18 protein-coding genes are annotated in these 24854 nt (G+C 58.8%); 3 read left to right on the top strand and 15 right to left on the bottom strand.

What is annotated here, in order from left to right; genetic code table 11:
• The first annotated feature begins 117 nt into the window (after positions 1-117).
• Positions 118-552, top strand: a complete 435-nt coding sequence (locus E4P01_RS20830) for a hypothetical protein (protein WP_050549419.1) — start codon at positions 118-120, stop codon at positions 550-552.
• A 1489-nt stretch (positions 553-2041) separates the two neighbouring features.
• Entirely contained in the window at positions 2042-3037 is a 996-nt protein-coding gene (locus E4P01_RS20825) for a fimbrial protein (protein ID WP_216091379.1), read from the top strand.
• A 134-nt stretch (positions 3038-3171) separates the two neighbouring features.
• Here E4P01_RS20825 and E4P01_RS20820 read toward each other — a convergent pair whose 3' ends face one another.
• Both E4P01_RS20820 and E4P01_RS20815 read right to left on the bottom strand, forming a co-directional pair.
• Positions 3172-4272, bottom strand: a complete 1101-nt coding sequence (locus E4P01_RS20820) for a polyamine ABC transporter substrate-binding protein (protein ID WP_216091378.1) — start codon at positions 4270-4272, stop codon at positions 3172-3174.
• 63 nt (positions 4273-4335) lie between these two features.
• Positions 4336-5151 (bottom strand): carbon-nitrogen hydrolase family protein, encoded by an 816-nt coding sequence (locus E4P01_RS20815; protein WP_032876636.1) that lies wholly within the window; start codon positions 5149-5151, stop codon positions 4336-4338.
• A 103-nt stretch (positions 5152-5254) separates the two neighbouring features.
• On the opposite strand from E4P01_RS20815, the gene E4P01_RS20810 reads away from it, so the two are divergent.
• Complete coding sequence (locus E4P01_RS20810; protein ID WP_216091145.1) at positions 5255-6055, top strand: LuxR family transcriptional regulator; 801 nt, start codon at positions 5255-5257, stop codon at positions 6053-6055.
• Here E4P01_RS20810 and E4P01_RS20805 read toward each other — a convergent pair.
• The 13 genes from E4P01_RS20805 to vgrG form a co-directional block, all read right to left on the bottom strand.
• A complete protein-coding gene (locus E4P01_RS20805) occupies positions 6046-7155 on the bottom strand; it encodes a P1 family peptidase (RefSeq protein WP_032876639.1) in 1110 nt (369 codons plus the stop codon). The genes E4P01_RS20810 and E4P01_RS20805 overlap by 10 nt on opposite strands.
• A gap of 165 nt (positions 7156-7320) precedes the next feature.
• The gene (locus tag E4P01_RS20800; protein ID WP_216091144.1) at positions 7321-8052 is read right to left on the bottom strand and encodes a type VI secretion system ImpA family N-terminal domain-containing protein; all 732 of its coding nucleotides are present in this window, start codon (positions 8050-8052) and stop codon (positions 7321-7323) included.
• Positions 8053-8069: 17 nt separating this feature from the next.
• The gene (gene tssE, locus E4P01_RS20795) at positions 8070-8510 is read right to left on the bottom strand and encodes a type VI secretion system baseplate subunit TssE (protein ID WP_154842377.1); all 441 of its coding nucleotides are present in this window, start codon (positions 8508-8510) and stop codon (positions 8070-8072) included.
• 3 nt (positions 8511-8513) lie between these two features.
• Positions 8514-9050, bottom strand: coding sequence for a type VI secretion system lipoprotein TssJ (gene tssJ, locus E4P01_RS20790; protein ID WP_065944078.1), 537 nt, complete (start codon positions 9048-9050; stop codon positions 8514-8516).
• On the bottom strand, positions 9031-10128 hold the full coding sequence (tssG, locus tag E4P01_RS20785; protein WP_216091143.1) for a type VI secretion system baseplate subunit TssG: 1098 nt from the start codon (positions 10126-10128) through the stop codon (positions 9031-9033). The genes tssJ and tssG overlap by 20 nt, the downstream gene beginning before the upstream one ends.
• A complete protein-coding gene (gene tssF, locus E4P01_RS20780) occupies positions 10092-11861 on the bottom strand; it encodes a type VI secretion system baseplate subunit TssF (protein ID WP_216091142.1) in 1770 nt (589 codons plus the stop codon). Before tssF ends, tssG begins: the two co-directional genes overlap by 37 nt.
• A 24-nt stretch (positions 11862-11885) precedes the next feature.
• Positions 11886-13472 (bottom strand): type VI secretion system protein TssA, encoded by a 1587-nt coding sequence (tssA, locus tag E4P01_RS20775; protein ID WP_216091141.1) that lies wholly within the window; start codon positions 13470-13472, stop codon positions 11886-11888.
• On the bottom strand, positions 13469-16846 hold the full coding sequence (locus E4P01_RS20770; protein ID WP_216091140.1) for an ImcF-related family protein: 3378 nt from the start codon (positions 16844-16846) through the stop codon (positions 13469-13471). Before E4P01_RS20770 ends, tssA begins: the two co-directional genes overlap by 4 nt.
• Positions 16847-16855: 9 nt before the next feature.
• Complete coding sequence (locus E4P01_RS20765) at positions 16856-18088, bottom strand: hypothetical protein (protein ID WP_078820973.1); 1233 nt, start codon at positions 18086-18088, stop codon at positions 16856-16858.
• A gap of 2 nt (positions 18089-18090) precedes the next feature.
• Entirely contained in the window at positions 18091-18285 is a 195-nt protein-coding gene (locus tag E4P01_RS20760; RefSeq protein ID WP_248130136.1) for a PAAR domain-containing protein, read from the bottom strand.
• A gap of 352 nt (positions 18286-18637) precedes the next feature.
• Positions 18638-19525: a hypothetical protein gene (locus tag E4P01_RS20755; protein ID WP_216091139.1), complete on the bottom strand. Its 888-nt coding sequence runs from the start codon at positions 19523-19525 to the stop codon at positions 18638-18640.
• Positions 19522-22287, bottom strand: a complete 2766-nt coding sequence (locus E4P01_RS20750; RefSeq protein WP_216091138.1) for an SH3 domain-containing protein — start codon at positions 22285-22287, stop codon at positions 19522-19524. Before E4P01_RS20750 ends, E4P01_RS20755 begins: the two co-directional genes overlap by 4 nt.
• A gap of 27 nt (positions 22288-22314) precedes the next feature.
• Positions 22315-24705 (bottom strand): type VI secretion system tip protein VgrG, encoded by a 2391-nt coding sequence (gene vgrG, locus E4P01_RS20745; RefSeq protein ID WP_216092156.1) that lies wholly within the window; start codon positions 24703-24705, stop codon positions 22315-22317.
• Between the last annotated feature and the right edge of the window lie 149 nt (positions 24706-24854).

Raw genomic sequence — 24854 nt, 5'->3', positions numbered from 1 at the left:
GCTAGCTCATCCTTCACGCTAGTGTGGGTACGTGCACGATACTTTACATTTGAGCATCATAAAGGGACGGTCTATATGCGGGGAAGGCTTACGTCAGGTCTATGGGTGGCATGTTTCGTGATCAGTGCCACGGCGCTGGCGGATGAACTGCCGCGTAGCGAGCAGATAAAAGCTTTCCGCGCTGCTGGATTTAACCAAGAGACGTCGGAGTGCGAAATCGAGACAACAGGTAGCTACACGCCGGCAACCATGGAGCTGATCAAGGACCTGAACGGCGACGGTCGGCCGGATGCGTTGATTACCGAAGGCAGCACTGACTGTTATGGGCAAGCGGGTACTGGATTTTATCTAGTCAGCCAGCAGACTGACGGTCACTGGAAACTCATGCTCAAAGAAAGCGGCGTCGCTGAGTTTCTCCCTGGCAAAGGCAGTAATGGTTGGCCTGATGTCGAGGTCGGCGGCCCGGGCTCTTGTTTCCCAGTACTGCGTTATGACGGGCAACGTTATCGATTTCACCACAGCGTTGGTGAACCGTGTGCTGACTCGCCGTAAATGCCCGGTGGCCCAAGGGTCAAACGGAGGCAGGTCAGCGAGGGCAACGATGGCTGCTTATGAATCTGGCGCGCGGTGGTCTAGGTCGCTTAGTGAAATGCGCCGAACAGAGCCCCTGAAGGATGGCTCAGTGGTTCGCATAATGTATATTATGTTAAACGACAGGTCATGTCATAAATGTTCATGAGCTACCTAAGTCGCTGATTCGAGAAGTCCTTGGCCTCCCGTAGAGATTTGAAACTTGCAAAATCCGCAACCCCAAGACCTGCTGATGTGCTATGGGATACGCTGCAGCATAAGTCGAAAGGCCTTGTTTCCTGATGCAGCGCTACAACTGGGGTCGACCGCATCAATTCAACGGTAGGCTACCGCCAGCGATTGCCGAGGAAAAACTTAATCCGGAGTCCGGGATTAGTTAACCACTACACTTCTCCTCGAACTCGAGACCAACTTTTCACTTCCTATGCGCTCGGACACGGCGGCATCAAGGGCTCGGTGCTCACGAACTCGTCGTTCAAGCGTTGTCATCGAGGTATGAGGAGAACACTCAAGGCGCGTTCTTGAAGGTCAAAAGTTCGGCGCATGGCCTGAAAAAGATGGGCTGGAAATCCGTTCTTGATCTGGGCCAGTCGTTCAGAACCCCTCAGTGCGAAGCGACCGGAACTGAAGGCCCAAAACTCCTCGTTCCCTAAGTTACGCAACCTCTCATGCTTTCCATTTTGGCGCCGCTCAGGTGCTGAAGTGCTCAATGGTTCTACTCCTTCACGCGGGAAGCAGGATTTTGATAATCCTATCATCGGGTGTCAGCAGTCGAATACGTGTTAAACGCTTCGGAGGGGGGCCAATTTCATGCATCTTTTAAAGGGGATGACCGCCCTCCTCTTTGATCCCGATTTCCTCCTATCAGAATTGGCGGAAATGGGGAGGTCTATCTGCGCCGAAAAGTCAGGGGGCTCGCTATATACATCGTAATTTCCGAAATCGCCTCCCGCCGTTAACTACTTAATAAGCCTGCAAAAATCTGAGGGCCGGTAAAAGCGTTCTTCCGCTATGTAGCGGCTGAAACGTCTTGCCTCGTGAGAATATATTCAGCGAGGAGTAAGTATGTCCTCACAAAACCCTATCAGATAATTCGCGCTTTTTATCTGTTATTTCCACACGCTAGAAGGACGAATCTGATTCGCTATGATTGATGCCTCATGGCATGCAGACTGCGGTTTCGGTGTAACGTAAAATGCAAAAGTCGAAAATCACGGATTGAGATAAATCGTATGACGACAGAGCAATATATGAACTTTGAACAGTTCAGCGCTGAAAAGCCAGCCCTAAAAAAGGACATACGCCTTGTTGCGCGCCCATTGAATATGAAGGCTGAGCTATTGGCTATACAGGTACAAATGGTCAATATCGCATGATGCGCTGTTTGCCTCTTTCGTTGTTCGCCCTTAGCGGGCTCTGGCGCAGACGCACCCGCAGGTATCGGGAGGTCATGGCCACTGTCTGTGTAGTTAGCGGTCTGCTAGCATTACCAGCCAGTGCCCTGGCGGGCTGCGCGGCGAGCGGCAATAAAATCGTGCCGTCGATTTCGGATGTGCCCACTGACAGCGGAGGGATGATCTCGTCCGTTTGGCACTCGGCAACCATGTCGCTCATCTGCACGAAGATGCCCTCAGGCACCTATACGAATACGATGGGTGCTACAGGCGTGCCTGCCGGAGCATCCGTCGAGTTTGATGGTGCGTCCTACAACCTCTACCAGACGAACGAGAGTGACGTATTTTACTTTGGGACTTCTTCTGTCGATGGTGGGGCGGAGCACGGATTGAGTTCCAACGTCTACGAAACCGTGCGAGAGATAGGCTTCAGCGGCAGCAGCGGCCGCGTCTTCGACTTTACAATGCGTTCGACGGTCAAAATAAGGTTTTACAGCCCCAAAAAGAGCATGACCTCAGGCCTGCGCACCATCAATACATTGGACGTCATCACGGGCAAAATTACCCATACTAAACCCGGGGTCTACAACGGTATATGGACGATGCGCACTGATAAATTCACGTTCGTGGCCAAGGGTACCTCCTGCACCTTAACCACGCCGGCCAATATTAAGCTTAAGCAAGTGAGCATGGTCGATATGCCTTCAGTCGGGTCCAGCATCGCCGGCGGTGCATTTGTACTGGGCCTGAAATGCAGCACGGATGCACCTGCATTTCAAGTGAGTTATTCCATGTCGGACGTGTACAACCCTTCGAACCTTTCTTCCTATCTGAGCCTGGCCGATGAGCCCACGAGAGCGGCGGGTATCGCATTACAAGTGTTGAATGGGACTAACGCCATCAGTTTCGCCCCTTCAGCCAATACCATAATGGGCAACTTGAGGAGCGGTACGATCAGTCAGCCTATGACCGTGCAATACATACGGACCGGTAAGATCGCGACGCCTGGAAAAGCCAACGCGGCTGTCACCGTGACCTTTACTTATGACTGATTGCTTTCTGGACTATCACACGCAAGCGTCCGGCCAACCCACCTTCCTGACCACGACACTATTTGCAGCTCACCGGAGGGCATTCCCTAGGCTCTAGGTGGCTGGCCAGACAGAAACGCTTCCAGTCATCGTCATCAGGTCCCACTCTTGACCTTACTCCAGACCCGCGTGCGCACCCGCTCCAGTTTCAAGGGCAGCGGCTCCAGCGCAAACAGCGTATCCAGCACTGCTTTGGAAGGATAAACCCCCGGATTATCGCGCACCTTCGCATCCACCAGCCCCGTGGCATCCTTGTTGGCATTGGCATAGCTGAGGTAGTTGGACGATGCGGCGATCACCGGCGGGCGAAGCATGTAATCGATAAACGCCAAACCCTGTTGGAGATTCGGTGCATCGTTGAGCAGTACCAGGTTTTCCACCCAGATCGGCGCGCCTTCCTTGGGAATGCTGTACTGAATCCGGCGACCATTACCGGCTGCGTCGGCCGCTTTGCGAGCGTCCATCACGCCACCCGCCCAGCCGACGACGGCGCAGATATCACCGTTCGCCAGATCGGTGATAAAGCGCGAGGAGTCGAAGTAGCGGATGTGTGGGCGCAGTTTCAACAGCAGGGCCTGGGCCTTGAGGTAGTCTTCCGGGTTTTGGCTGTTATAGGGCAACCCCAGATAGTGCAAGGCGATCGGGATGATTTCAGCGGGCGCATCGAGCATGGCGACGCCGCACTCGCCCAGCCTGGCGAGGTTTTCTTCCTTGAAAATCAGGTCCCAGGAATCCACCGGTGCGTCATTGCCCAGCAGCGCCTGGACTTTGGCTACGTCGTAGCCGATGCCGGTGGTGCCCCACAAATACGGCACCGCAAAGCGATTACCGGGATCGTTGTTGTTGACCTTGGCGAGGATGTCCGGGTCCAGATGGGACAGGTTGGGCAGTTGCGAGCGATCCAGTTCCTTGAGTACACCGGCCTTGATCAGGTTCGGCAACAGGTCGCCGGTAGCGACTACCACGTCATAGCCGCTACGCCCGGCCATAAGTTTGCTTTGCATGACCTCGCTGTTGTCGAACACGTCGTAGGCCGATTGAATGCCGGTCTGCGCCTGGAAATCCTTCAGCGTGTTGGGTGCGATGAAGTCATACCAGTTATAGATATTGACCTTCGGCTCCGCGGCCTGAGCACATGCTATTGCGCCGCTGATAACGGCAGCCAGCCCCCATTGCATGCATCGAATAGCGATCATCACGAACTCCTGGGCCGGCACCTGCGCGCCAGCTGATTATTGTTATGGAGGGTACAAACGCGGTCAGCGAATCAGCAGTTCACGGCGGCCGTCGGGGTGCTCCACAGCCTCGCCTTGCAACAGCAACCGACGATCATTGAGGTAGTGATAATCCCTGCGGGCCGCATTGATTTGAGTAAGGTCCAGACTGATCACCTGGCGTGTTTCTTCGCGCCCGGCTTCGTACAGCAGGCGACCAAACGGGTCGACCACCGTGCTGCCGCCAGCAAACACCAGGCCTTCATCACCCTGCCCCGCGCGGTTGACCATCACGCTGAACAGCTGATTTTCCTGGGCCCTGGCCATGATCGCGGTGCGATGCACCGGGCCGTAGGGGTCCATGTTGCCGTTGGTGACGATGATCAATTCAGCACCCAGTTGCGCCAGCGCCCGCGCCGTTTCCGGCAGCTCGATGTCGTAGCAGATCAGCAGGCCGACACGCACGCCGTTCCACAGCGTAGTGACGAAGCGATCGCCTGGCGTGATGTCGGCGCGCTCGGAGGGCCACAGATGGGTTTTGCGATAGCGCAGGGCAATACCCTCGGGTGTGATCAATACCGAGGTGTTGTAATAGGCGTCCGCATCACGTTCGACCAAGCCAATCACAACCGACACATTGCGTTGGCGCACCGCCTGCTGCACGGTTTGCAGCGTCGGGCCGTCCAGAGGCTCGGCGACCTTGGCCAGTTGTTCGCCACCGACGAAGCCCATCAAATGGGTTTCCGGAAATACCAGCAAGTCGGTATCCGCGTTGCAGTTGGCGATGGTCTCCAAGGTGCGTCCCAGGTTATAAGCGGTATCACCGTCGCGGCCGGCTAACTGCAAGAGTTCGATGTTCATGGCAGGTCCTTGGGCAAAGTGGAAACCCGAATTTACCCGGGCCTTCAAATGAGTATGGGGTGCAGCGCAATGGGAAAAAATCACTTCAATGGGGTACCCCGCAATGGGTAGTCAAACCAATCTGACCTTGCAGGATGTGGCCTGGCATGACGCGGTCGGGCGGCTGATCGAAAACCTCGACCAACCCCACTTCTGGGTATCCATGACGCGTTTGCTCGGGCGCTATGTGCCGGTGGACAGCTGGGTGGTGCTGATCTTCAACCCTGGCAGGCCACTGGTACTGGCTGAATCGCCTACGGAGGAAGGCGGCACCGACTCGCTGTTCCAGGACTACCTCAAGGGGCTTTACCTGCTCGATCCGTTTTACCTGGCCAATCGCGAATCACCGCGAAGTGGGCTGTTTCAACTGGACGACGTTGCCCCCGAGTGTTTTGAGCAGACCGATTATTACCAGCGCTACTTTCGCCTGAACGTGGTCGCCGATGAGGTCCACCTCAATGTGCAACTCGATCCCCAGCGCACCCTGAGCCTGTCGTTGGGCAGCCGTTGCCGTTTCAGCCAGGAGCAACTGGCCCTGCTGCGGTTGATCCAGCCCTGGGTGGCCGGGCTGATGCGTCAGCGTTGCGTGTTTGAACAGGCTTCGAACAGCGCGCCGTCAGCAGAGCCGTCAACGGACTGGCAAGAGCGCCTGCTGTCACCGACGCTGCAGATCAGCTCGGCGTTGTCGAGCCGTGAAGCCGAGGTAGCGCAGTTGATGCTCAGTGGCTGCTCGAACAAAGAGATCGCCCGCAAGCTGGCGATCTCTGCCGAAACGGTCAAGGTGCATCGCAAGCACATGTACAACAAGCTGGGGATCAAATCCCAGTCCGAGCTGTTCCTATTGTTCCTTCAGGCTCAGGAGTGAACAGCAGCCGTCCAACCCACCTTCGTCATCGCCGCCAGCAATTGTTCAGGTTTGAGCGCCAGTGCTTGTCGGCCACGGCCCTGCAGGTCGTTGGCGGCCAACAGAGCATTGAGAATTGCTTCCTCGACGGCGTCCGCAGCGGCCACAAACAACGCGGAGATGTAGTCGTTATTGACCATCTGTAAGGCCGTGGTCGGCGGGCCGGGTTGCCCGAGATTAGCAACCGGCAAGCCGGTATTGCCTACAGAGAACGCGATGAAGATGTCGCCGCTGTCGTCTTCGGTGCCGCCACCGACCCGCGCCAAACCGATACTCGCACGCTGTGCCAGGCGTGTGCATTGATGGGGCAGCAAGGGCGCGTCGGTGGCGATGGTGATCACGATAGACCCCATGCCAGGCACGCCGACGTTCACCGGCCCGTCATAAGGCGAAGGCGTGTCCTGCAATACGCTGCCCACCGGGTAACCCGCCACGCGCAAGGCGCTGCGTACGCCGTAGTTGGCCTGCACCAGTGCGCCCACGGTCCAGCCGCCCTCTTCGGCGCTCAGCACGCGAGACGACGTACCAATCCCACCTTTGAATTCATGGCAGATCATCCCGTTACCGCCGCCCACGCAGCCTTCCTGCACCGGGCCGCTGTGTGCATCCGCCAATGCGGCGTGCACATGCTCGGCGGTGACGTGCTGGTCCCAGATATCGCTCAAAATGCCATCGTAGGTTTCCAGCACCACCGGCATGCACCAATAGGTGTGTTGCTTGCCCATTTCACGTTCGGCGGCCACCAGTGCATCACGTACCACGCCGACGCTGTGGGTATTGGTGTAGGCAATGGGTGTGGTCAGCAAGCCTGCTTCGCGAATCCACTCCAGACCGGTGGCGTCGCCGTTGCCGTTGAGCACGTGAACGCCGGCGAAACACGGCGCCAGATGAGCTGCGACCGGCCGCGGCTCGATGATGGTCACACCGGTATGCATCGAGCCGTCGGTGCTTTCGGCATTGAGGGTGTGATGGCCGACGCGAACGCCGGGCACATCGGTGATGGCGTTGAACGCCCCGGGTGTGCCCGTGCCAATGGTGATGCCCAGGTCTCGTAAGCGCATGTTTTAACTCTCAATAGTCGAGTGAAGAACGTGCGTGAAGTCTAGGTTGGCGGCGGATGCGTGACGATAACCTCCTGTGGTTACCCTCGGGGCGTTAGGTTATTAGTAAGATTGTACTTGTTGATCACGGGGTTCAAACACGAAAAGAAGAAAGGTGGATACCGGCTATATCCACCAACTGACCCCACACGTCAGGGCAATGATCGCACCCACCCCGAGCAGCCACCAGAACAGGGTGCGCTTACGCACTGGCGCACCGGCAGGTAGGCATTCAGGAGGCTCCTCAGGCGGCGGTTCAATTGGCACAATCACCACGGGCACTGAGGGCGGCAACGCCGGCGTTGGGCTGGTGACTGGCGCTCGCCCATCGGCTTCGGTACGACGCGCCAAACGCTGCATCAATCCACCGAGCTGCTGACGTAACGCTTGCAGCATGACCGGCGGCTCATGCCTCTGACTAACCAACAGCCTTGCCAGCCCCTCCAGCTTTTTGTCCATGTTGGCCAGAGCGGCTAATGCCGAGCGTGGGATTTCCAGGCTGCGCAGTACCCGCTGCCATTGGCCGAACAACCAACCCAATATATCCAGGCGTGCCGACACCTTGGGAGGCCACACACTACCGTCTGCGCGGCACACGGCATCGATCATCTCTACACCCTGGGCCATGCCTTCCAGCCCCCGCAGGTGACTGCAAGCCAGGGCAAAACAGGCGGTGGTTTGCAGGTCGGCGCCATTTTTTTCGAACAGGGCCAGGCTTAATTGCTCCACCTGGGCCCAGTCCACATCCGGACAGGCCGGATGCGTCAATTTGGCCAGCTCGTTACGCAGCAAGGCAAACTCACGCAAGCCACTCGGGTCGCCGCCCACTCGCAGCGGTCTTTCCAATAACGCCGTCATTGCGCTTCCTTCAGGGTTCATGGGTTCGACAGAAAGTTCTGCCGTCTCAAATGGCGTACCAGCACCTTGCCCTCGGGCGCCAGGGTGGCAGCAAAGGTCACCTGCTCGCCCGCTTTGAGCTGCACGTCGAGAGCGTATTCCAGATGGCCCGGCACGGCTTGCGGCAGCAGCTCGATCTGCACCGCCGCCAAACGAGGCTCGTACTTGAGCAACGTGTGCACCAGGGTGTTCATCAGCCCGTGCGCCGAGGCAGGCAAGCCTTGCAGGATCTGGCCCATGTCCGGCAAACCGTAATCCGGCAGGTGGCTCAACGAGCCCGCGCGGCTGTTGAGGATGCGTTGCAGGTTGTCCAGCACCGACAGGGTTTGCTGGTCTTCTTCGCGCACGCGATGCAGGTCCAGTTCACCGTCGAAGTTCTGCAGGAGTATTTCGTAGAGCGAGGGGTTCAGCTCTCCCATGCGCTATTTCTCCACGGGCGTTTGCAGCGTCAATCGGTTGTTACCCAACTCGATCACCCGCGCCTGGTCCGGGTCCAAGTCTTCGCGGGACAGGGTGAGGCGCCAGGTGTTTTTGACGGTATCCGGGTTGCGAAATAACGCCACCACCGTGACAAACTTCGCGTCCTTATGCATGGGCATGTTCAGTTGCGCGCCCTCTCCGGGCTTCACTACCTGAGCTCGCTGGTCCAGCAGATCGGCACTCAACAGGTTGTCCGCATCGCTCAGCACGCGTTCATAAGTCGCCTTGTTGATCAGCGTGTCGTCACGCAACTGATACACCCGCACCAGGGTCGGCACCGACAGGCCGCTCATGTCGGTCACGTCGGTGTTCATCGCCGCCCGGCCGGTAAAGTCCAGGTGCAGGGTGGTCACTTGCTTGTAGAAGATCGACTGGGTCGTGGACACCGTGGCGTCCGTCACCTTCTGAGTCAGCCCACAGCCGCCCAGCAGTGCCCCGAGCACCGCCACTGTTACTGCATTAAAAACGGTACGCGACATGCTGTGCCTCTCTGAACTGGGGGTTACCTTGCAGGCCCTGATAGCGGCCCAGATTGATGGTGATGGTGTCGTCGGCGCCGATCTGCCAGGCCGTGCCGCCCAGGCCCAGCACGCCGGTCATGCCCAGCAGCACCGGTGGGCCGCCCAGCACGGGTTTGGGCAAGCTGCGCACCGGCAGCGACAACTGCAACTTCGCGGTGCAGCGCCAGCCCAGGTACACCCGCAATAACACCAACAGGTCGGTGTACAACTGGCCTCCCGGCAGCCAACCGTGGGCTTCGTCCAGGTCTTCGGTGTACAGCGCCAGGTGCAACTGACTGTTGGCATCAAAGCCCGCGCTGCCCAGCGGCGTGCCCTGGGACAAGCCCACCGGGCGGCTGGAGGACAGACTGGCCGGCTGCGCCAAGGGGATCTTGCGCGGCCAGTGCGGTGTCACCCTGGGTTGGGTATTGGGCGCCAACAGCTTGACCAGCGCGGTGATGCCTTCAGCGTTGCGCGTGGGCAGGCGCATCACGCCCAGCAGCGCCAAAAAGCGCGAGATCGGTGTAGCCACCTGTTGCGCCGTCCCGGGAATGCCCAGGCCCACCAACCCCAGCAGGCATTGCGAAGTGGCGTCGCGGCCTCCGCTTTCGAAGGCTGCAGGGTAGGAGTACTTGCGCCAGATCCGATAGAACTGGGTAAAGATCCGGTGATTGAAGATATCCAGAAACGCCTCCAGGGCTTCATGGCCTTCGCGGCGTTGGGCAATGTCATCCAGGAAGCTGGTGGGCATCGGCGAATCAACGCCGTACAGCCCCAGCAGGCGCGTGCGCACCGTGGCCGGACGCTCGGGATGGTACTCATCGGTTTCGATGGCCCGCAGCTCTCCGGCGGGAAAACCCATGCCGGGGTCGGGGCGAAAGCGCACCGGGTCATCCGCCGGGTGGGCGGTGCTGCCCAACAAGGGGTGACCGGGCAACGCCTGTTCCAGCAACTGGCAGAACCGGTACAGGTTGGCCTCCGCGACCCGCCCGCCCAGTGCGTCCAGCAAACCGGAGGCTTTCAGCCGGGAATACGCTGACTGTGGTTCTCGTTCCATCGCAGGCACTTTCCAGTAGGTTGCAGGATCAGCGTGAGCTGGTTGAATAGATGAATGTCGGCATACAGGCCGAAGAAGCGGTGAAGCATTTCGCCAAACAGGCTGATATCGCCCTCCCCCGAAAACCCGTTGGCATCCAGGGTGACTTCGATGTCTACACCGCGCAGTAAAAAGCCCTTTTCGAAGCGCTGAACCAGATGGTGGCGAACATCGACAATCGCCTCCAGGCGACGACGGTTCAGCTCGCTGCCGGTCCAGTCGTACAGCGCCAACGTGCCGCGCAGTACCTCGGCGCTGTCGAGCATCGGCAGGAAGTTGGAGCCCAGGTGGCTGAGTACCCGCCAATGGAAACGATCCCGGTTGGGCGGGTACTGCGGCAGGCTCGGCGCACACAGGTTGCGCACCCGCAGACCGGCCTGGGTCGATTGCACGGCGGTGTCGAGCAAGGTGCTTTGCAATGCTTTGCGCGGCAACAGGCCGTTGGTGCCGGTCAGGCGCAGGGACAGGCTTTCGGTGGTGTTCAAGCGGTCCGCGTCGAAGCCCTCGCCCCCCAGGATCAGCCAGGTGTCGTGCAGGCCCTTGGCCGAGCGCTTCAAGCGGGTGTGGAAGTAGCGCTCCGGCGCGTCGTCGCGCAGCATCCCGCCCTTGTGGCGGAAGCTGGTGAACGGCACATAGTCGTGGCGCTCGGCGTTTTTCGACGAGGTGACCCGGTCGACCGAATAGATCTCCGTATGGCCGTCCTGCAAACGCATCGGCCGCAGCAGGTAGTCAGTCTGCAACGGTGCCAGGGTCAAGGGGTCGGCTTCCAGCGGGAACAGGTTGATTACCGGCACCGCATGCAGGCGAATATGCTCGTGATTGAGGCTGAATTCGTGGGGCCAGGCCTCGCGCAACACCACGTCCAATTCGAACCATGGCGTGCCGCCAGCCAACTCCAGGCGCTCCAGCCCGCACAGGGTCACGAACATGAACTTCTCACGGAAGGTGAAATATTCCAGCAGCAACTGATAACCGCTGAAGGCGCTGTCGCCCTTGGGCCACAGGCGGTCTTCATCGGCAAAGCCCTTGGGCGCAAAGTGCGCCTGCAGCGCCTGGCGCTCGGTTTGCCCTGGCAGGCGCGCATACACCGCCTGGGTGTTCAAGGTCAGCGCCTGATGCAAGGCGCTGGCCAGTGGCGCGTCGGCATTGAGGTACAGCGGCAGGCGGCTCAGGTCGATCTCGCCCCAGTCGGTCAAGGCGCCGCAGGCAAAGCGCAGGCGCAACACCGAGCGGCCGTCCGGCTCGTAGGCCAGGCGCACCTGCTCCAGCGCCAAAGGTTGCAGGGTCAGCGCCTGGGTGGTGGTGTAGCAGCAGCGTGTTCCTTGCGCACCGATGGGCTGGGACAGCACCTCGAAACCCTTCACGATCAGTTCGCTGTGCTTCATTTGCTTGAGGTCCGGCGCCAGCTCGATGATCGACAGCGACGGAATGGTGCGCAAGTAGTGCGGCCACAGCAGGCTGACCAGCCCTTCGGTCAGTTCCGGCAAGTCATCGTCGAGCTTTTCGCGCAGGCGCCCCATCAGGAACGCGAAGCCCTCGAACAGGCGCTCTACGTAAGGGTCCTGGGCACCGGGTTTATCCAGGTTGAGTTGCGCCGCCCGGTCGGGAAACGCCTGCGCGAACTCCTTGCCGGCTTCGCGCAAGTAGCGCATCTCGGCGTCAAAGTAACGCAGCGTCAAATTATCCATGCTCACACAAACACTCCCGCTCAATAAGGGTTAGCCGCACAGCACGGCGGCGCGTACCGGGTCGATCGTCACCAGCGCCGCCAGCAAGGCTTCGGTGCGGCGGGCCAGGCCGGGTTTGTCGGCATCGTTGCGTTGCGCTTTCAAGCGCAGCAGCTTGAGCAGACGCGCCTTGACCTCGAAATTCAGTTCCGGCTCCCAGGTCGCCAGGCCATGCTGCTGCGCCGTGGCATCCAGCTCGCCAAGCAGGTGCATCGCCAGGTCACTCTTGCCGTATTGCTCGGCAACCCGCGCCATCAACAACCGCAACAGCCAGCGTTGGCGCCCGCTCTGCACGCCCGGACGTGCCGCCAACCAGGCCAGCGCCGCCTCGACGCCATCACTGTCGGCCTGGGCCACCGCTTCGCTTTCCAGCGAGAGGATGTCGGCGTCGGCCGAGGTCAGCACCGCCCGTGGCGCGGGCAGCCATTGTTGTGGGCGATTGCCGCTGACGTGCTGGGTGATCCAGTCACGGGTGGTCTCGTCGGCGAAGGGTGTGCCGTCGCTCCAGTGCAGCAACTCCAGGCCCGGCAAACGCTCAAGGAACATCCCCAGGTCACGCTTGACGATGTCCGCCCAACTGTCCTGCGGCGCCGGTTGCTTGCTCAGCGCCTGGTACAGGTACCACTGCAAATCCAGCCAGAAATGGTTCACTCCCTCGGCGTACATGCGTTCGATCTGGTCGAGCAGTTCCGACCAGCCCTGTTGCAGGTACAGGCGCTTGAGCTGCGCGCGATAATCGCCACGCGGCGGTGCCAGGCGCGTGGTGCCGCTGGCCTCCTCCGGCGGCGCCTGGTGCACGGTGTCCCAGCGCAGGCTTTTCATCAGCCGATGCGCCGCGAGCCACCCCAGGGGTTGCTCGCGCAGGTAAACAGCCAGCGCGCGGCCGTTGTCCAGCAGGTCGCGCCCGGACTTGATCGTCGTAACGCCGGGCGCTGCCGTGTGCAGGTTGGTTTCATGACTGGCGCTGTGCTGCGGCACCAGCGCATCCACCCCACCCGACTGCGCCAACCTTGCCGACAACGCGTCATACAACGCGCCCAGGGCCGGGCGCTGATCCGCCGGCCAGGCTTGCAGCCCATGCTCCAACCAGGCCAGCGCCGCCACCGTACGCTCGGCCTCGCCGCGCACCACCTCCGGGTACAGCGACAGGCTGTCCAACACCTTGCCGCTGGCCAGCCATTCCAGGGCCATCTTGCGGGTGTTGGGCCGCGTCGGCAGCACCTCGGCGACATAGCGCTCCACCAGTGCAGCCAACAAAGTCAGGCCATCCGCCAACCCGGCCTCACCGTCTTTTTGCAGGCGCGCCCACAGGTAATAGGTGGCCACGCGCAAATCCTTGCAAGTGTGCTCCAGCAGCTTCTGCGCCCACTGCACCACCTGCTCGGCATCGGCGCCGGAGAGCTTGTTGACCTCTTCGCGCATACGCTGGAAGTCGTCGTCGTAACCGGGGTCGTGGCCGGCGGGCGCATCGCTGCTGATCGGTTGCAACCACGCCTGCCAGGGCCCGGCCTGCTGACGGGCCAAGGCCACGGCGTCACGTTCGCCCAGGCATTGGGTGACTAGGGTGTGCAGGCTCATTCAAGGTTCCCCTGTGTTGCAGTCATCGCCGTGCTCTCAGCCAGAAAAATCTGCTGCGGCAAGGTGAAGTTACGCAGCGCCAACAAGGCCAGCGGCCCGGTGCTCATTTCGGTGCGCAGGTTCCAGGTGAGGTCCAGGCCATCCGGGGCCTTGAGGACCATGCGAAAGCGGCTGTCGCCGTCGTCCAGCGGGGTGAGCGTGGCTTTTTCCAGCAGGCGAATCAGGCCCCAGGTGCCCTCGAAATCCCCGAACAGGCGCTCGCCGCTCTGCACGCTGGTCCAACTCAAACTCGCCCCCGGGTCGTCGCTGAAGCCCGGCCAGTTGAAGCGCTGCCAGGCCTGGCGCTGGTTGAAATACTGGTGCTCTTCGCCATTGAGAATGAAGTTGGTCTGCACCACGTTGCGCGACGGTCGGCCTTGCAATTCGAAGCTCATGCCCATGCCGCCGTCGGTGTACATCACGTCGGCCAACTGGCTGAGCTGGTTGATCGCCGCCAGGAATTGCGGGTTGAAGCGCAGCCCCTGACTGTGGCGCGGGTCGGCCACCCAACGGCTGCCTTCCTTACGCAACACGCCGCCCAGTTGGTTCTGCAAAAACTGCTCGATGCGCCCGGAGTCGGCGCGGATCATTTGCCCCAGCATCGGCAGCGAGGCGTCGCTGGTGGTGTTGGCGAACGGATAACGCCCGGCGAACGCGCCCTGCCAGTCGGTGACGATTGCCCGCCGCCACTGGTTGTTGAGCCCTGCCGCAGAAGGTTGCAGCACCCGTTGCCAGGCTTGCGCCAGCGGCTGCACAAACAGGGTCTGGCCAACCACGCCCCACTCCGCGCCCAGGCTGGCGGCGATCAGGCTGCCGTAGGACTGGGTGTCGGTGAGGTCCACGCTTTTGCCCTGGAACACGGTTTGCGCCAGGGCCTGGGTCATTTCCCGCGGGTCGGAGGCGCTGCTCACTTGTTGCAGCTTCAGGCGCACCCGCGTCACGCGGGTGAGGAAGGCTTGCAGGCTCAGGCGCTCGCTGTCGGCCTTGCCTTCGGCGTCCTTGCCAAGCAGGGTCAGCAGCGGCCCGAAGGTGCCGTCCAATGGACTGCGCGGCACCTGGCTCTGTTGGTCGATCAACGGCACCTTGTCCTGGTCGAGCAGGTCTTTTGCCGACTTCATCAGCGAGTCAGCCAAGGCCTGCGTGCGCGTGCCGGCCTGGCCCTGGTAGGCCAGGGTGTTCATCAGCGCGATCAATGGCGACTGGCGCACGTCGGTCATCAGGGTCAGTTGGTCGATCACATCGCCCATGCCCTCGGCCTTGCGCCAGCGCAGGCTGTTGAGAAAATCCAGCCAGGCACTGGCGTAGTCCTGGAAGTAGCGTTCGGTGAGTTGCTCCTTGAGCATCTGCGGGGTCAGCTCGCTGGCGATATCGGTCTGACTGTCGCTGAGCACCCAGTCGATTTCCTCGCGGCGTGCTTCGGCGATCTCATCGATGGCCTGACGCACCCGGCCTTCCCACGCCTGCCGGGTAAAGACGCCCGCTACGCTGGCCGTGGTGGTGAACAGCGCCGAGGCATCGGTTTCGCCAACCATGCCGTGCAGGCTCAGCGCCGGGTATTGATTGGCTGCAATGTCGAGCACCTTGCGGTACAGCGCGGCCTGCGCATTGCGCTGGCCCAACTGGCTGAGCAACACCTGGCGGGCCTGGGCCACCAGCGCCGGGTCGGCCTTGATCGCCCAGTCCGGGTGCGCGGCCAACTGCTCACCATAGAAACCCCACAAGACCGGCGACAGCCCTTGCCAAAGCCCATTCGTCACGCCGCTGCGCGCGGGTTCGGCGTTTACCAGCGCCTTGCGCAAAAAGGTCGCATCGGCCTTCTGCGGCCGAGCCAGCATCAGGTACGCCTTCAAGTTCTCATAAGCCCCTGCAGCAGCCCCCGCACGCTGTTCGCTGCCGGGCGGCAAGGCGATAAACGCCTTGAGCCGGCCCTGCAGGTTGGCCACCACCGGGTCGCGCATCAAACGATTATTGGCCTGCACGTAATGCGGCCACACCGCTGCCAGCAGGTTCTGGTTTTGCTCCAGGCCGAAGCGCTGATACCACGGCACGCCGTTTTTGGCGCGGTAATCCAGACGCGCCAGCTCACGGGTCAAATCGTTGAGCGCGGTCAACTGCACGTCGCCGCTGCCGGGCTGCTGCAAGGCCGCTACCGAACGCTCGACCTCGCCAATCTGCACGCGGTTGGTCACGAACGAGAGCAACAACCCCGCGCCCCATAACAGCGCCAGGCCCAACACCAACGCATACCCGACGCGCACCACGCCCCAGCCTAGACGGCGGCTATTGCGGTTATCCTCAAGCACACCCTGCCACGGGGTAGGCGCGGACCAGTCGTGGGTTTTTGAAGCAGACTTTAGCGGCGCTACCGGCAAGCTGAACCACAGCCCCCGCAACGGCACGCCCCGGGAAAACTCGGGCGTCAGCGGCTCCAGCACCTGCCGCCAACGGGCGATCCCCTTGGCCTGCAAATCACGCGACAACCGCAGCAGAAAATCGTGGGCCAACGTCTCATTCATCTGCCCCAGCCCGGCGCGGCGCAACGGCGTGAGCAACTCGGTCAAATGCTCCTGCAGTTCCTGCGCACTGAAACGCTCGGGCAATACACAGCCCACCGGTTGCACCGCACGGCCGGTTTGCTCCCAGGTGCTGGCGCACACTTGCCAGAGGTACAAGGGCAACTGCCAACCTACGTGATGCGCCAAACGTTTTAACTGGCGCACGCCAGTGGCCATCGCGGCATCGTCGGCGGCCTGGGTGTTGTCCAGTGCCCAGACTACGCCATCCAGAGAACGCCAGCGGCTCAGGCCGGACCAGTGTTCGGTGAAGGTTTGCTCCAGGGATTCATGGGCGTTGCCGCCCCATAGTAGGACGGTGCCTTGGCCTTCCAGCCAGTGGCGGGTGGTGAGGTTGGGGGCGATGGCGTTGACGGTGTCGGGGTCGCCGATGATGAGGAGGAGGCGGACTTTTTTGCGCCAGAGGGGGCCGTAGTGCTCGCGCAGATGTCTTCTGATCGAGTGGGTGCGCTCTTTCATGGAAGCACCGCCCGCCCCTTCGCGACCAGGCTGCGCAGGTTGAGGCATATCATCCGCCTGCTGCGCTTCTTGACGATACGTTGAACGCCCTAACTGGTTGCCCAATGAATGGTAGGCGCCCACAAGCGCCAGCAGAACCAGAGTCGTGGCAACTATTACCCACAGGCCGATAGATTGCTGGTCGCTGCCCGCCTGAAGACCTAATACGTTCGGGTAAAGCCAAACCACCCCCGCCAGTATTGCTCCAATCAGCACCAATACGCCGACCACAATCCACACCCCTACTGAACGTCGAAGCTGCATTTGAAATCCCTATTGCGAGAGCGGTGGCACGGGCGTCAACACCGTGCTCCAGAGCCCCGTATCAACACAGTCGCTCCCGCTGAAAATGAACTGCGGCCCAGCGCCGCAATGAATGGAATGTGCCGCCAAGGCGATCGCCAGCCACGGCGATGCTTTACCTGGGTGCCCCAACGAGGCGTCCAGGTTGTAAAACCCCTCGTTGAGCTTCGCCGGAAGCGGCACTTCAGCCAACACAGCGGTCAACGCAGCGTCACGCGATGTATCAACCCCTGCTCGCCATGTTTGCTCGATTGATTGCGCAGTCAGAGGCACCCAGTCCAAGGCCTGATGCGCGGCGTAACACAGTGCAGCGTTGGACGGTTCGCGCTCCTGCTCCGGGCGATGCAGGTAGGCCATTGGGGGTAACAGGGTTTGGGTCAGACGATTGCCAAACAGTAATCCCACCGCCGCTTCAGCCGTGTCTTCGGGCTGTTGCACGGCAAACCGTAATGCCACCACCAACAACAACGCCTGATCACCAATGCGGTAATCGAGCCACTGATCCACAGCCTCCAGGCCATCGCGCTCAATAGGCGTTGTCAGTTGGCGAACACCGGACTCACTCCACGCTTGCTGCCACACCTGCTGCCATACGTTATCCGGCAACGCAGTATCGACCTCCAACAACAGCGCTAACGGCTTATCGTCGGGTATCTGTTTCAGCGTTGGCGCTAAATCGGCAAGCAGGTGCGCCAATATGCGTAACAGCGTTACCTCAGGGACTTCATCCTTATCGGTGGCGAGACGACTATGGCGTGACACTGCCCCTTGCCTGGACGGTTGAGCCTTTAGCGCCTTGTCCCCGCTCAATACGAGATCCAACTGCGTCGTGGAGGGTGCATCAGGCGCTCGCCAAGCCGTGTTAACGCTGATCCCCAACACTTGTTGAACACGCCGACCACGTCGGACTTTTTCAATCAGATCCTCTTCACGCGACTTATCCCACCCATCAGCAACCTGCTGCTGGCCGAGATACAGCAAGGCACGCCCAAAACCCAGCAGGCACCACCCCAGCAGCGGCCCACCAACGGCAAGCCCCCAAAAACGTAACGGTTGTTGACGCAACGCTTCTGTACCGAACAAAAACGTCCCCGCCACACCCAGCAGCAAAAGCAGCAGCGGCACCACCGCTAGCCAGAGCCACCACCTCGGTCGTACCGGGCGTGACGCGAGAGCAGGCACCTGATCCAATTTGACCGGCATCGCTAGCTCGCGCTCGCTTCAGGCAGTGACGAAATAAGAAGGCAACCGCAAGCACAGCGATGCCCGTGAAACGCGACGGGAAGGCCGTTGTCGCGAAACGTTGGATGCCCCTCGGCGATTACCGTACGGCCATGGCCAGGGAGTGGGCAAATCACTGGGTCGCCCTGTCGCGCTACGCCAATTCCTCTGAAGACCATGACAATGGAGCCCGATTGAACGGTGCCGCCGCCGGTTGTTTTGTCGCCGATTCGGATGATGTTTTTCATGACTTACCCCTACTCAAAGAGTCTAACTATTTTACTTTTAAAAACCTGTTTACTTAACACTTCAAAAATATTACAACCACACTTTAAAAATTTTAAGCATCCACTATCAAAGTAAATTTTAAAAACCTTAATAATTTCCCACCTGTATCGCTGGCGACCAGCCATCTCCGCCAATCCAATATTAATCTGTCAAGTTACGGCAATAACTTCGAGTTCCTCGGACAACCGCAATCATTGACTTCAGAATACCCCCCAACACCATCATCGCATTAACACAAACACTTTAGTCAGAAAGACTACGTTCAAGAGCATTTGACGGAATCAGCTTTTCTCTCCCAAGCTTCTTCATCGCCCCTACATATTCCCTATAATACGCCTTGGATTTTTCTTTATCAGAACCCCATAATACATCTGCAATATTTAGTTTCAGAACCACCCTATTAGGTTCAACCGTTTCTACTTTTTTTAAAACCTCATATGCCATACCTTCTTCACCAGACAGCCCCAAGGCATAGCCAAAATCATTGTAAGCGATGACAGTCGACTTACTGACCGGAAAATCTAGATATAGCTGCCGAACACGCTCAACGCTTAGATAACTTTTAATTGCGGTGTAATCCCTGCTCTTCAAGCGAGCCAAAACAATACTATGCGCTAACTCGAGAGAATCTTTCGATAGTCCCGCTTCGAGCTCAAGTATTTTCTCCCTAGCGATCATACGCTCAACGTACCAAGCATAACTGCTTTCCCCACCTTCCAAGCTTCCTTCATAACTGGATAGAGCCTGAGATAGCGTTTCTTTTCTTAGGACTGAATTCAACCCATTACCGCCATAAATAAAAGTTTCATACTGAATGCCACTAAGTCCAATTCCCGAATGCTGGACAGACCATGCACACGTGAATACAAAGTATATTTCCTTTGCTTTTACAGTATAGGCATCGCTTATTTCAGCGGCCCCTCCTTCCGACTCACATACATCTGGAAGGCTATATCTCCCTCCATCCTTTCCTTTAAGCTCCCCCTTTAAAGTTGGGCCAAACTCTCCATCAACCGATACAAACTCTGCTCTATCCATCCCATTAAAAAACGGACTTAAGTTGTAAAGCCTACTTTTCGCACTGACCAGCGGCGAAAAGACAATCAATCCAATCAGTACAATCCGCTTCATTGGTTATTTAGCTCCGCTGCAATCATGTTGCGTAGGTCATTGAATAGAGTGACGCGTTCGTCCAAGCCAACGGTGCCGCCATTTACCTTTATTGAAATATCAGCAACATGTTGAAATATATTATTCTCTGTATTGACCGCATACGAGCGAGCTATTAAACCATTCATCTTGTTCATTTCCCACCACACAAAGGCCGACTCAATTCCATACTTCAAATCACTAACTATCAAGTCCGGATCCGCTACAAAATCCCTAGGATCCGAAGGATCCTTTTGATTATGTACTCGAGAGTACTCTCGATAATTATTTTTCCCTGTCAGCTGTATAATTCCACGCCCACGATACTTGTATCCCTCTTGACTCGCCTCATCTCCATTGCCATTTCTATTGGCATAAACATAGCTTCCTAAATTTACAGCATTATGTGCATACGTATCGGACTCACTCCATAGTTTAGGACGAAGCCTTGGCAAGACAATGCACTCATCAGTCGAGCTATTATAGCCCCGCAGGTTATTCCTACAGCCAAAAATCTGCCTCATTCGGGGCGCTGTATAACTGAGATTTTCCTCCCTCACTCTGAACCCACTTTCATGACCTACTTGTGCTAGAAGATGTGCAATTCTAATAGGACTATTTATCTCATACAATTTCGCGTATTTATTCAATAAAGGCAGAATCATTTCACAATAAGCATCTGAAAGACTCGGCTTTGCTTTCTTCAACATATTGAGTGTTATCAAACGGTGCTCAGAACTCAGGGCAAACAAACCAGACAACCCCACCGGATGAAAGTGATACACCTGCCCATGCCCCGGCAACCCCACTCTCGGCGCCACCTCGTTCCACCAACTTATTTGCTTGATCCGCTCTTTCTCCGCCAACCAATTAAGATGAGGCGTCGACCCACTATGACCAAGCACTTCATCCAGCGCATCCCACTTATGGGGTGTGAAACGCCATTCGCTTTCATAGTGAATGATCAGTTGAGAAAGCGACTGCGCATGCGCGGGCAGGCGGATCGCTGCTTGCAACTCTTCAGCGGTCATTTTCCCATCGCGGTTTCGGTCAATGATGTCGTACAAACGACTCTTCATCGGCCCTTTATCCGATGCATCCGCCAAGGCGCCGTGCTGCTTGAGTTGTTCTTCATCGAAACGGCTGACGGCTCGAAAGAACGAGGCCAACGTTTGCTGGGGAGAGTCAAAGTTGAAGATCGTGTCATACCCCACCCAGGACCATGGATTAACCCAGGGCGTAACCCCTACTTCTTCGCGCACCCAACAGTCGTGCAACATATTGTTGGCGTCGTGCAGTAGATGCTCAAGGCGATACCAGTTGTAGGCGTTGTGTTCATCCGTGGCCGGGATTGCGATTTTTTTCTCGGCAGAAAGGCCATCGAGCCAGCTTTTAGGAACCAGTAGGTCAGCATCGCTTGACGAACTGGCGTCGCGCAATCTGGGAGGTTGCGCGGCATTGAAACGGTCATGGTGTTTTACAACGGCAGTGCCCTTGACAAGCTTCAGCCAGGTTTTGTCGGTGGCAGGCATTAGATCTGCCCAGCCCTGGCAGCCCTCGATGAACGCTTTCACGTCATCGCCACTGAACACCTCGAGGTGCAGTTTCTTTTCTGGATGCTCTGCCTTGCTGTCTTGGTACTCGCCGATATGACCAATCAATTCGCCCGCCTTGATCGCGACAGGCTGATCGAGCACCACGATGCGGTCCGCAATCGGTTCTCGGGCACCCTCCAGTGAATCGAAATGAACATACTGGTTCACTCGCTCAAGCTTTCGAAATGGCCCTTCACCGCTGACCGTCACTTCCGTACCGTTTGGCAAGGTGCCAATGATGGTACTGCCGACGCTGGCTTCTGCGCGGACGTTGAGTGAGGGATCGCCCTTGACCCTATAATCGTCCGTTGCCATGGGTTCTAGAAAATCAATCGAAAGATAGCCACGTAGTGAGCCGTCAGCCGCTTTTAAAAACTCCGGCCCGTGGGTGTTTTCCAGTTTGCGGTAGATGCCGTCGCCAGTGACTGTCACCGCCGCACCGCGTGGCAGAAGACCGAGTGCTTTGCCTCTCTGTGCCTGGTTACGCACATTCAAGCCCTGCTGCCCAGGATGGCCTGGGTGCATATCAGTCACCGTAGCCTTGACACGGAAGGCAGCGCCTTCGGGCCAGAACTTGGGGCGCTCGATGCCATGGGCATTCTGGTAAACCGACCAATCCTGCAAGTGCATATACAAGCTGTAGAAAATCAGGCTGGGCGTTACATCCGGGCTGCCCTCGATTGTCGGTGGCTGAAGGCGATGGCGTACCAACACGAAATTGCGTGAAAACGGCTTTGGCACGGTTCCGTTTTCGACGAAGTAATTCGTGGTCGGCGCGTGCGTGTCGATGCGATAGGCAACCACTTCACCGTCGGCCAGGCACTGCACGCTGGACTGATCCAAAGTGCCGGCGGTCCCGCTGTCGAAATGCACGCCACCGTGCCACAACCCGTTGCGTCCCAAGGGGTAGTAACCCGACGCGGCCTTGGACAATTGGGTTAATTGCAGCAGCGGAGAGTTTTTATCCTTGAAGGGATGGCTCCAGTTTTTTACGGGCTGCAATGCGCCGGTCTCCGCGGGTGCCGATAGGTGAGGCTGGGCCTGAGGGGTCTGTGACGCCGGCAAGGCTGGCTCTTCTAGCGCACGAGTCGGTGTCGCCCTGCCACTGCCAAGACGTTCAAACATCTGAAAAAACAAGTTAGCCATCATGTCCTTCACTCCTGGTTCGCAAAGGGATCAGCCAGAGAAATCCATAAGCCCCAGGGACTTGGACTTGTGCTCGGTCAATTGAGGTGACGTTGGCATATTCAGAACTTGCTGGGCTGGGCCCAAGTAGTCGAAGTGCGCCGACTTGACGTTGTAATCCCCTGCCGTGCCCGACTCGATACAGCTCTGATCCAGGGTGATGTAGCTGCCACCCGCGTTCAGGGTGATTTTCTTTTTCGCGACGATGCGAATTTCATCCTCAGTGCTGATGATGCTTAGCCCGTGACGGGCCATCACTTCCAACGTGTTGTTCTGGGCCTGAACGCTCACAGGCCCCTGGTTCGCAATCAGCTTGATACCCAGCTTGCGCACAAACAGGCTCACCCCCTGCCCCACGCCGATAAACAGGCGCTTGATCACGCTGATATCCGCCTCGCCACCAGCGTTGAGCATCAGGTTGTTCTGTGCCGCCAGCTGCAAGTGTTTACCGCTGGTCAAGGCGATACCCTGCGGAGCACTGAGTAATAAGACCGAGGCTTTGAGTTGATCGAGTTGGTCGCGCATCAACGTCAATTGCGCCTGCACATCTGCGGGGTCGGCCTTGGCAGCCTGAGCATCGGTGGACAGCCCTTCTAATTGGTCTGCGGCCTGTTGCAAATGGCCCACGGCAGCACTCATTTCCAGCATCTGGCCATTGGCACGAGGCTGCACGTCAGCACTGATAAAAAGACCGCTGCCCGCACGAATTGCCGCATGTCCATCGGTACGCAGCTCTGCGCCCTGCCCTCGCGGTTTGCGGTCGGCATCCACCAAATGCCCCAAATTCAACTGGCTCTTCCCACTGTGCTCCGTACTGAGCTTGACGTGCTCCTGCCCCCGCGTGTCGTCCAGGCGCAGTTTGTTGTTCGACGGCGTGCGCAGTACGTTGCGTTTGTAGTTGCGCATCGTCACGTGGTCGACGTGTTGGCTGTCGTGCAACGCGTGGGCGATATAAGGCCGGTCGGGGTCGCCTTGTTCGAAGGCGATGGCCACTTCGGTGCCGGCCAGCAGTGGCAGGTGCAGGCCGTGGGTGTCGCCGGCGTAGGGCCGGGCCAGGCGTAGCCAGAGGCTTTCTTCGCCGGGTTTCCAGGTGTCGCGGTCGAACAGGAAGTGGACTTTGTAGCGGCCTTCAAGGTCGATGTGGCCGTAGGGGTCGTGCTCCTTGGGGCTGGTGACGCGGGCCGGGACGGTGCCGGCGATTTGCGGTTTGGGCAGCAGCGCTGGGCGAAAGCACACGGTTTCTGAATACGGGATGGCCTGGAAGCTGGCTTCAAAACTGCGGTCGCGGGCGGCGTGGGTGGTGACTTGGGTGATGACCGCGCCGGGGGTGAAGGCGTTGGGCGCGCCGCCGGAGATTTTCAGGACCTGGCCGGGGGTCAGGCTGGGGCTGCTGCTGATGCCACTGAGGTGGGTCTGGCCGTTGAGGTAGCGTTCGTGGCGCAGGCGCGCGTAGAAGTAGCCACTTTCACTTTGCAGGTCTTCGTCCTGGTCGTAGCGGTCGCCGATGGCGTTGTAGGGCTCGGCGTAGTGGTAGGCCTCGCCGTAGGTGCCTTTGGCGCCACGGCTTTGGTCGACATCACCGTCGAGGTGGGCGTTGGCGACACGGTGGTGGTAGGCGCGGATGTTGACGTGTTTCTCCACCACCTTGTGGTTCGATTGCAGGCGCCATACGCCGTCTTCGCCGCTGCTATTCAGGCCGGATTGGGGGCGGTATGGCAGTTGCACGTCGAACTGGTAGTGGCGTTGGTCGTCGTGGAATTCCACCACGTCGATGTTCAGGCGTTCGTCACGGGTGAAGCGGTACCAGATGCCGACTTCGGCCAGCAGGCGCGAGATGAAGGCCAGGTCGCTTTCGTCGTACTGCATGACTTGTTCGCGCTTGGGGTATTCGCGTACCAGGTTGAAGAGGAAGTCCTGACCTTCGAAATCATGGCGGCTGCGCAGGATGCTTTCGACGATCTGCGGCACTGATTGGTGTTGGTAGATACGAAATTGTTTGCCGCGAGCGAGCAAGGCCAAGCGCGGTTCGAGGGTGATTTCGTAGCGGGCTTCGTCGAGGGAGCCGGACAGGCGTTTGAAGCCGGTGACCACGCCGTGCAAGGTGCGTAGTGGCTTGACCGGCGGTACTTCAATGCCTACCGCCTTGAGTGCGGCCATGCCTGGGTTTAGGCCGGGGCCGTGCAGGCTGAAGTTGGCGTCTTGGCCCAGCACGCTGTCGGCACCGATGTCGCCGTCGATGCAGGTGAATTCCACGCGGTAGTTGAACGGCTGGCTCAGGCCTTCGTGGCCTTCGAAGGCCAGCACGTCCAATACTGAATCCAGCCCATACACCGACAGTTTGTGCCGGCTGTGGTCGAAGAAGGTGCGCAGTTGGTCGAGAATCATCGGTTATCTCCGTTGTCTCGGGCAGGTTCCATCACTAACGAATACGGCGCTTGGTGGTCGTTGTGTAAATTGGGATAGCGCACATCGGCGTCGTTTGTCGGGCGAGCAGAAGCGCCACAGCTGAGTAAGGCTGCGCTCAGTAGCAC

The sequence above is a fragment of the Pseudomonas sp. NCIMB 10586 genome, assembly GCF_023127895.1.
In the GTDB taxonomy this organism is placed as follows: domain Bacteria; phylum Pseudomonadota; class Gammaproteobacteria; order Pseudomonadales; family Pseudomonadaceae; genus Aquipseudomonas; species Aquipseudomonas synxantha_A.
This window is presented reverse-complemented; position numbering and strand designations above follow the sequence as displayed.